This is a genomic window from Limnohabitans sp. 63ED37-2, from assembly GCF_001412535.1.
In the GTDB taxonomy this organism is placed as follows: Bacteria; Pseudomonadota; Gammaproteobacteria; order Burkholderiales; family Burkholderiaceae_C; genus Limnohabitans_A.
The window spans coordinates 2381987-2394161 of sequence record NZ_CP011774.1 but is presented as its reverse complement, the minus strand read 5'-3'; the positions used below and the strand labels follow the sequence as shown (position 1 = coordinate 2394161).

The following is a 12175-nucleotide window of genomic DNA, read 5'->3' as shown; positions in this document are numbered from 1 at the left end:
ATAAAGGGTTTTCCCTAGTTTTTGGATGAAAGTTGAGCATGGCGGCACCAGAAGAATCAATGCAGGTGGAGAAAAACGCGTCAGATGCTGACAGCAAGCGCAGCCCATTTTTGGAGTCACTGGGTGAGCGCGTGCGCACGCTGCGCTCTCGCAAGGGCATGACGCGACGCGCTGTGGCGCTGGCGGCCGACGTGTCCGAGCGGCATTTGGCCAACCTCGAATACGGCACGGGCAACGTCTCGGTGCTGGTGTTGTTGCAGGTGGCGCAGGCATTGCAGTGCTCATTAGCTGAGTTGCTGGGTGATGTGACCGCCACCTCGCCCGAGTGGCTGCTGATCCGTGAGTTGCTCTCCAAGCGCAGCGAAGCCGATCTGCGCCGTGCCCGTGTGCAGCTGAGCGACATGTTTGGCGAGGGTGGCAATGCGCAAGAGCGCAAGAACCGCATCGCGCTGATTGGCTTGCGGGGCGCAGGCAAGACGGCCTTGGGACAGCGCCTGGCCAACGATCTGGGCTTTCCCTTCATTGAGTTGAGTCGCGAAATCGAGCAGTTTGCGGGCTGCCAAATCAGCGAGATCCACAACCTGTATGGCGCCAATGCCTACCGCCGCTACGAGCGCCGTGCTCTCGAGGAAGCCATTCAAATCTACCCCGAAGTGGTGATTGCAACGCCCGGTGGTTTGGTCTCGGATTCGGCCAATTTCAATGTTTTGCTTTCGCACTGCACGACCGTGTGGCTGCAGGCCGACGCCGCCGACCACATGGGCCGTGTGGCCGCGCAGGGCGACATGCGGCCCATGGCCGCCAGCCGCGAGGCCATGGAAGACCTCAAGCGCATCCTGGAAGGCCGATCGGCCTTTTATTCCAAGGCCGACCTGGCCATCAACACCAGTGGGCGCACCGAAGACCAGGCGTTCGAGGCCTTGCGGTCTTCGGTTCGCCAGCATTTGAGCTTGGCGACTTGAGCGAAAGCAGGAAACTTCACCTACTAGGGTAAATACCTACAAAATGAATTAAAGTGCATGTTGTGGTGCCGATTGGCCTGCATTAAACTTCACTGCAACATGCACTGAAATGCATCTTTGGACAGAATTCAACCCTGACATCACCGACGGAGACCACCATGAGCGCCAATTTCCAGGTCAATTACCAGACCAGCCCCGCTGAATACAAGCACATCCAACTGTCTTTTGATGGCGAGATCGCAACCCTGTCGATCAACATCAACGAAGACGCCGGCATCCGCCCTGGCTACAAGCTCAAGCTCAACAGCTACGACCTGGGTGTGGACATCGAATTGCACGACGCATTGCAACGCATCCGCTTTGAACACCCCGAAGTGCGCACCGTGGTGGTGACCAGCTTGAAGGACCGCGTGTTCTGCTCAGGTGCCAACATCTTCATGCTGGGTGTGTCGACCCATGGCTGGAAAGTCAACTTTTGTAAATTCACCAACGAAACCCGCAATGGCATCGAAGACTCCAGCAAGCACGATGGTCTGAAATTTGTGGCTGCGCTGAATGGCGCTTGTGCGGGCGGCGGCTACGAGCTGGCTTTGGCTTGTGATGACATCGTCTTGGTCGATGACCGCTCCAGCGCCGTGTCACTGCCCGAAGTGCCGCTGCTCGGCGTCTTGCCCGGCACCGGTGGCCTGACCCGTGTGACCGACAAGCGCCATGTGCGCCACGACCTGGCCGACATTTTCTGCACCAGCGTGGAAGGTGTGCGCGGCCAAAAAGCCGTGGACTGGCGTCTGGTCGATGCCATCGCCAAGCCTGCCGTCTTCAAGGATGTGGTCAAGGCGCGTGCCACCAAGCTCGCCGCTGGCAGCATCCGCCCCGTGGGCGCCAAGGGTGTGGCCCTCACACCCATCAATCGCACCATCGCGGCCGATGCGCTCACTTACACCAACGTCACCGTGGACATCGACCGCGCCAAGCGCATCGCCACTTTCACCGTCAAGGCCCCGGCCACGGCCCAGCCCACCGACATCGCGGGCATTGAAGCCGCTGGCATGAACTGGTGGCCCCTGCAAATGGTGCGTGAACTGGACGACGCCATCTTGCACATGCGCACCAACGAACTCGACATCGGCACCTGGGTCATCAAAACTTCTGGCGATGTGGCAGCCGTGTTGGCCTCCGACGCCACCATGCTGGCGAACAAAGACCACTGGTTTGTGCGTGAGACCATCGGCCACCTGCGCCGCACCCTGGCCCGCATGGACGTGACCTCGCGCAGCCTGTTTGCCTTGGTCGAAGAAGGGACTTGTTTTGTCGGCACACTCGCCGAATTGGCTTTCTGTGCCGACCGCGCCTATATGCTGGCGCTGCCGGACGACGAAGCCAAAGCACCCAAGATCCAATTGAACGAAATGAACTTCGGTTTCTTCCCCATGGTCAACGACCAGACCCGCCTGCAGCGCCGCTTTTATGAAGAAGTTCCCGCCATGGAAGCCGCTCGCGGCGCCATTGGCAAGGCGCTCGACGCTGACGCCGCTTTGGCTTTGGGCTTGGTCACCGCTGCCCCTGACGACATCGACTGGGCGGATGAAATCCGTCTGGCCTTGGAAGAGCGCTCTTCTATGTCACCCGACGCGCTGACCGGCCTGGAAGCCAACCTGCGTTTCGCTCAACAAGAGAACATGCTGACCCGCATTTTTGGTCGCCTGACCGCCTGGCAAAACTGGATCTTCCAGCGCCCCAACGCCGTCGGCGAAAAAGGTGCTTTGAAGGTGTACGGCAAGGGCGAAAAAGTTCAGTTCGACATGAACCGCGTTTAAGTCCTTTCCATTTCAGATCGTTGTGCAGCGTGGTTCCCGGTGGTCCACACTGCAACCGAAAATTGCCCCCACCGTTGCTTTTTCATTTCTGGAGACACTCATGTCCGGTATCAACTACAGCGAAAAGATCCCCAACAACGTCAACCTGAGCGAAGACCGCACGCTGCAACGTGCCTTGGAGCAGTGGCAGCCCAACTTCATCAACTGGTGGGACGACATGGGTCCGGAAGGTTCCACCGACATGGACGTGTACCTGCGCACCGCCGTGAGCGTGGACCCACAAGGCTGGGCCCAGTTCGGCCACGTCAAGATGCGCGACTACCGTTGGGGCGTGTTCCTGAACCCCGGCGAGCAAGACCGCAAGATCCATTTCGGTGACCACATCGGTGAAAAAGCTTGGCAAGACGTGCCTGGCGAACACCGCGCCAACCTGCGCCGCATCATCGTGACCCAAGGCGACACCGAGCCCGCATCGGTGGAGCAGCAACGCCACCTCGGTCTGACGGCCCCCAGCATGTACGACCTGCGCAACCTGTTCCAGATCAACGTCGAAGAAGGCCGCCACCTGTGGGCCATGGTTTACCTCTTGCACAAATACTTTGGCAAAGATGGCCGTGAAGAAGCCGACGCCTTGTTGCAGCGCAACAGCGGCAACGAAGACAACCCCCGCATCTTGCAGGCCTTCAACGAGAAGACGCCTGACTGGTTGTCCTTCTTCATGTTCACCTACTTCACCGACCGTGATGGCAAGTTCCAGCTGTGCGCTTTGGCCGAGTCGGCCTTCGACCCGCTGGCCCGCACCACCAAGTTCATGCTGACCGAAGAAGCGCACCACATGTTTGTGGGCGAGTCCGGCGTGAGCCGCACCATCCAGCGCACTGTCGATGTGATGAACCAGCTCAAAACCGACGACGTGGGCAAGCTGCGTGCAGCTGGCGTGATCGATTTGCCCACCATCCAGCGCTACATCAACTTCCACTTCTCGGTGACCATCGATTTGTTCGGTGCCGACCAGTCGTCCAACGCCGCCACCTTCTACAGTTCGGGCCTGAAAGGCCGTTACGAAGAAGGCAAGCGCGGTGATGACCATGTGCTCAAAGGCAACAGCTACAAGATCCTGTCCGTCGAGAACGGCAAGCTGGTCGAAAAAGAAGTGCCAATGCTCAACGCTTTGAACGAAGTGCTGCGCGACGACTACATCACCGACTCCAAAGGCGGCATCGACCGTTGGAACCGTGTGATCGCCAAGGCGGGCATTCCCTTCACATTGAAGGCACCCCACAAGGCGTTCCACCGCAACATCGGTTCTTTGTCCGGTGCCAAGATCACACCCGATGGTCAAGTGGTGACCGACGAGCAGTGGATGTCGCAAGTGGGCGAGTGGCTGCCCACCAACGAAGACCGCGCTTATGTGGCCAGCCTGATGGGCCGTGTCGTGGAGCCAGGCAAGTTCGCCAATTGGATCGCGCCACCCGTCATGGGCATCAACCGTCAGCCCGTGGACTTTGATTACGTTCGCTTTAACTGATTGAGTCTCTGATTGGACTGCTGCCTCTGCTTCGTTGTGGGGGCAGCAGTTGACAGAGGAAGTGGCGGGTTCCTCATGCTGGGGTACCAGAAATCCTCACCCGCCCCTTCCCCTGTCAACTGCATGGAATTTGTTGAGCGTCTGTTGGTGGCTGTGTGGCTGGCGTTTCTATGTTCTGCCTTGAGTGGAGGCGGTCATTGAAAGGGCAAGGGGCGGGTTCCTCATAACGGGGTACCGAAAATCGTCACCCGCCCCTTGCCCTTTCAATGACATGGGTGAGGTGTTCAGACGAGGTCCCAGTAGACTCAGCGCATTCAAGCAGGCACTGAGCGACGGTATGGCTGTGGGCCGGGCGCCGATTTCTGGTACCCCAGTATGAGGCGCCCGGCCCCAAGCCATTCCGTTGCGGACCTCGCAGACCACAGACATAAAACGCCAAATACAAGAGAGCCAAGACATGAGCACCGAAGCGACGCTGATCAAACAACACCTGATCGACCCGGAAATCTGCATCCGCTGCAACACCTGCGAAGCGATCTGTCCGGTGGGTGCCATCACCCACGACTCGCTCAACTACGTGGTCAAAGCCGACGTCTGCAACGGTTGCATGGACTGCATCTCGCCATGTCCAACAGGCTCGATTGACAACTGGCGCATGGTGCCCAAGGCCAAGGCCTACAGCATCGAGGAGCAACTCAAGTGGTACGACCTGCCAGCAGAGCTGAGTGCCGAAGAGTTGGCTGCCGCTGGCGGTGGTGATGCTGGTGACGCGCAAGAACAAGCCTTGGCCGCCGTACAAGCCGCTGCTTCATCGTCATCTGCTGTCAGCACCGCTGCAGCGTCGGGCTTCAACTCGGCGCAGTATGGCGCGACGATCCCCCCTTGGTCTGCGGCCCATGCCTACACCAACCTGTATGGACCCAAGGCACAAGACAAAACCATCACCGCCACCGTGACCGGTAACCTGCGTGTGACCGAAGTGGGCCAACAAGCAGGCCAACAAGACTACGACACCCACCACATCGTGCTCGACTTTGGCCACTTGCCTTTCCCGGTGCTCGAAGGCCAGTCGATCGGCATCATCCCGCCGGGTGTGGACGCCAACGGTAAGCCGCACCATGCGCGCCAATACTCAATTGCCAGTCCCCGCAACGGCGAACGTCCCGGCCACAACAACCTGTCGCTGACCATCAAGCGCGTGCTCGAAGACCACGACGGCAAACCGGTGCGCGGCGTGGCCTCCAACTTTATGTGCGACCTGAATGTGGGTGAAAAAGTGCAGGTGATCGGGCCGTTTGGCGCGAGCTTCCTCATGCCCAACCACCCCAAGAGCAACATCGTCATGATCTGCACAGGCACCGGTTCTGCACCCATGCGGGCCATGACCGAATGGCGCCGCCGCCTGCGGGCCAGTGGCAAGTTTGAAGGTGGCAAGTTGATGCTGTTCTTTGGGGCCCGCACGCCCGCTGAGCTGCCTTACTTCGGGCCACTCAACAACCTGCCCAAAGACTTCATCGACACCGAGTTCGCGTTCTCGCGAGAAGTGGGCAAGCCCAAGCGCTATGTGCAAGACGCCATGCGTGATCGCGCGGCCGACATCGCAGTCCAGCTCAAAGATCCGAATACCTGTTTTTATGTGTGTGGATTGAAGAGCATGGAAGAAGGGGTGGTGATGGCACTGCGGGACATCGCACAGAACGCCGGGCTCGATTGGGATGCCGTGGGCGCTGCGCTTAAAAAAGAAGGCCGTCTGCACCTCGAAACCTACTGAACAACATGGCGAACGCTACCTACATTGGCTTGGACCAGGTTCGCCAGCAACTGCGCCAGCCCCGTTCCCAATTGAAAGGCCGCCAGGTCTCGGATGAGGCCCGTGCCGAGGTGCGCACCCTCATCGGCCTACCGCCCCAAGACGGCCACCACCGCGACCTGCTGATCGAGCACCTGCATGTGCTGAACGATCACTTCTATGGTCTGTTCGAACGCCACATCGTGGCGCTGGCCGCCGAGATGCGGCTGCCCGTGGTCGAGGTGTTTGAGGTGGCTTCGTTCTACCACCACTTCGATATTTTGAAAGACGCTGAAGCTGCACCGCGCATCACTGTGCGGGTGTGTGACAGCTTGAGCTGCAGCCTGGCTGGCAGTGACAGCTTGCTGCGCCAATTGCATAACGATTTGCTGGACGTGAAGGTCCTGCCCGTGCCCTGTCTGGGCCGCTGCGAGCAGGCCCCGGCCGCTCAGGTCGGTCAGCAGGCCGTGGCGCATGCGACGGTTGAAATGGTGGCGCAGTGTGTGGCCCAAGACCAGACCGCGCCCAACGCCTTGCCCGATGCGATTCGGCTCGATGCTTACCTGCAAACCGGCGGTTACCAGTTGGCACAACAAGTGACCTCGGGCCAGCGCGATGCCGAATCGGTGATCCAGGTCTTGGAGTCTTCGGGCTTGAGGGGTTTGGGCGGTGCCGGTTTTCCGGCCGGGCGCAAATGGCGCATCGTGCGCAGCCAACCCGGCCCGCGCCTGATGGCGGTGAACATCGACGAGGGCGAGCCCGGCACCTTCAAGGACCGCACCTGTTTGGAAGCCGACCCGCACCGTTTTCTGGAAGGCGTGTTGATCGCGGCCAGCGTGGTGGGCTGCGAAGCGGTCTACATCTACCTGCGCGACGAGTACCACGAAGCCCGTGTGATGTTGACTCAAGAATTGGCCGCTTTGCAGGCCAACCCGCCTTGCGCCTTGCCACGCATTGAACTGAGGCGTGGCGCGGGCGCTTACATCTGCGGCGAAGAGTCGGCCATGATCCAAAGCATCGAAGGCAAACGCGGTGAGCCGCGCATGCGCCCGCCTTACATCGCCGAGGTCGGGCTGTTTGGCCGTCCGACGCTGGAACACAATTTTGAGACCCTGTTTTGGGTGCGCGAACTGATCGAGCAAGGCGCGGACAGTTTTTCATCGCACGGCCGCCATGACCGAAAGGGCCTGCGCCGCTTCAGTGTGAGCGGGCGCGTCAAGCAGCCGGGCGTCAAGCTCGCGCCCGCAGGCATCACGCTGCGTGAACTGGTGGATGAATACTGCGGCGGCATGGCCGATGGCCACACGCTCTATGCCTACCTGCCCGGCGGAGCCAGCGGCGGTATCTTGCCCGAGCGCCTGGCCGATGTGCCGCTGGACTTTGACACGCTTCAGCCGCACGGCTGCTTCATTGGCTCGGCGGCTGTGATGGTGCTCAGCCAACACGACAGCGCACGCGAGGCGGCGCTGAACGTGATGCGCTTTTTTGCGCACGAAAGCTGCGGCCAATGCACGCCTTGCCGTGTGGGCACCGACAAAGCCGCGCAGCTCATGACCGCCAAGGTCTGGGATGCCGATACGTTGTTAGACCTCGCGCAAGTCATGGGCGATGCGTCGATTTGCGGTCTGGGCCAGGCTGCGCCGAACCCGATCCGCTGCGTCTTGCAGTATTTCCCGCACGAAGTGGGGGCGGCATGAGTACCGTTCAATTCACGCTCAACGGCCAAAGCGTCGAAGCGCCTGCAGGTCAAAGTATTTTCAACATTGCCAAAGAGCTGGGCATCGCCATCCCGCACCTGTGCCACAAGGAAGGCCTGGCACCTGACGGCAATTGCCGTGCTTGCGTGGTCGAAGTGGCGGGCGAGCGGACCCTGGCCCCCAGCTGCTGCCGCAGTGCCACGCCCGGCATGCAGGTGCAGACGAACAGCGAACGCGCGGTCAAAAGCCAGAAGATGGTGCTGGAGATGCTGCTGGCCGACTTGCCCGAGCAGGGGCACAAGTGGCTGGATGATCGCGCCGAAGCCCCACACGGCGAACTGAGCCGATGGGCCGAGCACCACGGCGTCACGGTACGACCGGCGCTGGCAGCGATCAAGCGCGATGCCGTCCCTGCCGACCTGTCGCACCCCGCCATGGCGGTGAACTTGGACGCCTGCATCCAATGCAACCGCTGCCAACGCGCTTGCCGCGACCTGCAGGTCAACGATGTGATCGGTCTGGCCTTCCGGGGTGCACACACCCAGGTGGTGTTTGACCTGGCCGACCCGATGGGCGGCAGCTCGTGTGTGGGCTGCGGTGAATGTGTGCAGGCTTGCCCCACAGGCGCGCTCATGCCCAAGAGCCACATGGGCCCACAAAAGGTGGACCGCGAAGTCGACTCTGTCTGCCCGTTTTGCGGCGTGGGTTGCTTGGTCACTTACCAAGTCAAAGACGAAATAATCGTCAGCGTGAAGGGCCGCGAAGGCCCCGCCAACCAAGGGCGCTTGTGCGTCAAGGGCCGCTTTGGCATGGACTACATCCACAGCCCGGACCGCATCACCCGGCCCCTTATCCGTAAGGCGGGCGTGGCCAAGGATGTGGGCCTGATCGATGGCCACACGGACTGGCGTGAAGTCTTCCGCGAAGCCACTTGGGAAGAAGCGCTCGATCTGGCGGCCCAGCCCCTCAACACCTTGCGCCAACAACACGGCCCCAAATCGCTTGCCGGGTTTGGCTCAGCCAAAGGCAGCAACGAAGAAGCGTATTTGTTCCAAAAGCTCGTGCGTACCGGCTTTGGCAGCAACAACGTGGACCATTGCACCCGCCTGTGCCACGCGTCGAGTGTGGCCGCCTTGCTCGAAGGCGTGGGCTCGGGCGCAGTCAGCAACCCAGTGCGCGATGTCGAGCATGCCGACCTCATCATCGTGATCGGCTCCAACCCGACAGCCAATCACCCTGTGGCAGCCACCTGGATGAAGAACGCGGCCCAGCGCGGCACACGCATTGTGCTGGCCGACCCGCGCATCACCGACATCGGGCGTCACGCTTGGCGCACCTTGCAGTTCAAGGCCGACACCGATGTGGCGCTGCTCAACGCCATGCTGCACGTCATCGTGACCGAGCACCTGTGCGACGAGAGCTTCTTGCGTGATCGCGCTGACAACGTGGCCGAGCTCAAGGCCCATGTGCAGGGCTACACACCCGAGTCCATGAGCGCGATTTGCGGCATTGCGGCCGACACCATCCGCGAAGTGGCGCGGGCTTATGCCAGTGCCAAAGCCGCCATGATTTTGTGGGGCATGGGCGTGAGCCAGCATGTGCACGGCACCGACAACGTGCGCTGCCTGATTGCGCTGGCCAGCATCACCGGGCAGATCGGCCGCCCCGGCACAGGCCTGCACCCGCTGCGTGGCCAAAACAACGTGCAAGGCGCGAGTGATGCGGGCTTGATTCCGATGATGTACCCCAACTACCAGCGGGTGAGCGACAAGTCGGCACACGACTGGTTTGAGAAATTTTGGGACACCAAACTCGACGACCAACCCGGCTACACCGTGGTCGAGATCATGCACAAGGCCCTCGCGCCTGACAGCGACCCGCACAAGGTGCTAGGCATGTACATCATGGGCGAAAACCCGGCCATGAGTGACCCGGATTTGAACCATGCTCGCCACGCGCTGGCCAGTTTGCAGCACCTGGTGGTGCAAGACATCTTCTTGACCGAGACCGCTTGGTTGGCCGATGTGGTGCTGCCCGCCAGTGCCTGGCCCGAGAAAACCGGCACCGTCAGCAACACCGACCGCACGGTGCAAATGGGCCGCCAGGCCGTGTTGCCGCCGGGTGATGCGAAACCCGATTTGTGGATCATCCAACAACTGGCCCAACGCATGGGGCTCGGCTGGGCCTATGCGGGTGATCACGATGGCGTGGCCGCGGTGTACGAAGAAATGCGCCAAGCTATGGCCCCGGCGATTGGTGGCATCGATTGGGCACGTCTCAATGCGGGCTCGATCACTTACCCCTGTGTGAGCGCCGAGGATCCGGGTCAGCCCATCGTCTTTCACGACCAATTCCCGACCCAGGATGGCCGTGTGCGCTTGGTCACTGCGGGACTGATCTCGGCCAACGAGCAGCCCGATGCCGAGTACCCCTTGGTGCTCATCACTGGGCGTCAACTGGAGCACTGGCACACGGGCAGCATGACACGCCGTGCCACCGTGCTCGATGCGCTGGAGCCTGCGGCCACCGCGTCCATGCATGGCAGCGAAATGCAGCGTTTGGGCTTGCAGGCTGGGCAGTGGGTGCGCATGGCTTCGCGGCGCGGAGAGGTGGTATTGCCGCTGCGCCAAGACGATGGCACCCCGCTGGGTACGGTGTTCATTCCCTTTGCATACCAAGAGGCCGCAGCCAATTTGCTCACCAATGCGGCGTTGGACCCCTTTGGCAAGATTCCTGAATTCAAATTTTGTGCCGTGCGCGTTGAGGCCGCTCCATTGCAGAAAGCATAATCATTGGTTTTGACTGACCAGACGGTTGCTTAGTGCTTTGTGTAGCCGGCCCTGGTTAGCACATCAGGCCAAGGAGGCCGATTTGAATTGGAATGTGCAAACCATCTTCTGGATGGATGCGTTTTTGTACCTGATGCTGCATGCCGCCATCTGGTATGGCCTGGCCCGCTTTCGCAGCCCTGTGGTGGTCTTGTGGAGCGCTTCGGGCATCTTCAGTGCCCTGGGTTTGTGTGTGCTGGGCAGCCGGGGTTGGGTCAGCACCGATGTGGTGGTGGTGGCCGGCCAATTCTTGATGGCTGCGGGCAATTGGGGCCGCCAGCTGGCTTTGCGCTCGCTCAATGGACCGGCTTCGCCCGTTTGGATGTGGTCCTCGCTGGGCGTCAATGTGGCCTTTTTGGCGCTGAGTCATGGCCTGCATTTTTCGGGCGCAGCCGAGAGCACCCTCATGCTGGTGTTCTATGCTTTTTACACGTTCAACGCGCTGGAGTACTATTTTGCAGGCCAGCGCCTTGTCCTGACCCACGACAAGAAGGGCGCCAATTCCTTGAAGTGGGCGGGCCTGATTTTGTCGGTCACCTTGGGCACCAAAACCGTGGCCATGCTGGCGGGCATCGGCGCCGACGATTTGTACGAAGCCTCTTGGGACCATGCCGTGGTGTTCATCGGTCAATTCACGGCCATCATGATGTTGTGTGTGGGGTTCATGCAGATCTTTGTGGACCAGGACCATCGCAGCCAGACCACCATGCAGTTGCAATTGGCGCGTGAACAAGAGCGTGCCGCCATGGCTTTGCAGCACTCCGAAGATTTGGGCGCTTTGTTGACCGAGCGCGAAGAAATCATCCGGCAGTTGACGCTGTCCAACAAGAGCGCGGGCATGGGGGCCTTGGTGGCCAGTTTTGCGCACGAGTTGAACCAGCCGCTGACGGCCAACTTGTTGCACGCCGAATTGGTGCAGTCCAAACTGGAGGAGGCCCAGCGAGATCAGTCCAGGCCCGATTTGGACGTGCTCCACAAAGTGGTGGTGGCCATCGTGCATGACACCCAACGAGGCGCTGACATCATCCGCAAACTCCGCAACCTGTTCCGCATGAGTCGCGGGGAGTACACCGTCTTGCAACTCGATGAGCTGGTTCAGGATGTGCTCGATCTGGTGCAGTCACAAATGAAGAGTGCCGGTATTGTCTGCACGGTCAAACTCGAAGCCAACTTGCACCTGCAGGGTGATGCGACCCAGCTGCAGCAAGTGATTTTGAACCTGCTCAACAATGCCATCGATGCATTGAAAGCGTCCGGCTTGCGCCATCCTGAGTTGCACATCCGTGGGCATGCGGTGGGACAGTTCATGGTCTTGGAGGTGGAAGACAATGGCCCAGGTATTGAGCCCGAGCGTGCGGACGACGTGTTCAGTCTTTTCAAAACCTCCAAATCGCAAGGCATGGGGGTGGGCCTGTGGCTCAGCCGCTCGATTGTGGAGGTGCACGGCGGTCGCCTGAATTTCAAGTCCGAGCCCGGTCGCCGTACGGTTTTCACTTTGCGTTTACCCTTGCTGGGCGAAACCATGTTGGGTTGATGCGGGACAACACCCGCTGA

The 12175-nt window shown here is 60.5% G+C and carries 7 protein-coding genes; all 7 read left to right on the top strand.

Going from position 1 to position 12175, the window contains the following annotated elements; all coding sequences use genetic code 11:
* Positions 1 to 38 precede the first annotated feature (38 nt).
* The 7 genes from L63ED372_RS11155 to L63ED372_RS11125 all read left to right on the top strand — a co-directional run bounded on the left by L63ED372_RS11155 (position 39) and on the right by L63ED372_RS11125 (position 12155).
* The gene (locus L63ED372_RS11155; protein ID WP_062406023.1) at positions 39 to 962 is read left to right on the top strand and encodes a helix-turn-helix transcriptional regulator; all 924 of its coding nucleotides are present in this window, start codon (positions 39 to 41) and stop codon (positions 960 to 962) included.
* 158 nt (positions 963 to 1120) lie between these two features.
* A complete protein-coding gene (gene boxC, locus L63ED372_RS11150; RefSeq protein ID WP_062406022.1) occupies positions 1121 to 2779 on the top strand; it encodes a 2,3-epoxybenzoyl-CoA dihydrolase in 1659 nt (552 codons plus the stop codon).
* A 100-nt stretch (positions 2780 to 2879) separates the two neighbouring features.
* A complete protein-coding gene (gene boxB / locus L63ED372_RS11145) occupies positions 2880 to 4307 on the top strand; it encodes a benzoyl-CoA 2,3-epoxidase subunit BoxB (protein WP_062406021.1) in 1428 nt (475 codons plus the stop codon).
* Positions 4308 to 4764: 457 nt separating this feature from the next.
* Positions 4765 to 6078, top strand: coding sequence for a benzoyl-CoA 2,3-epoxidase subunit BoxA (gene boxA, locus L63ED372_RS11140; protein ID WP_062407981.1), 1314 nt, complete (start codon positions 4765 to 4767; stop codon positions 6076 to 6078).
* A gap of 5 nt (positions 6079 to 6083) precedes the next feature.
* Positions 6084 to 7793 (top strand): NADH-ubiquinone oxidoreductase-F iron-sulfur binding region domain-containing protein, encoded by a 1710-nt coding sequence (locus L63ED372_RS11135; RefSeq protein ID WP_062406020.1) that lies wholly within the window; start codon positions 6084 to 6086, stop codon positions 7791 to 7793.
* Positions 7790 to 10582, top strand: a complete 2793-nt coding sequence (gene fdhF, locus L63ED372_RS11130; protein ID WP_062406019.1) for a formate dehydrogenase subunit alpha — start codon at positions 7790 to 7792, stop codon at positions 10580 to 10582. Before L63ED372_RS11135 ends, fdhF begins: the two co-directional genes overlap by 4 nt.
* 82 nt (positions 10583 to 10664) lie before the next feature.
* The gene (locus L63ED372_RS11125; RefSeq protein ID WP_156343621.1) at positions 10665 to 12155 is read left to right on the top strand and encodes a sensor histidine kinase; all 1491 of its coding nucleotides are present in this window, start codon (positions 10665 to 10667) and stop codon (positions 12153 to 12155) included.
* The last annotated feature ends 20 nt before the right edge of the window (positions 12156 to 12175 follow it).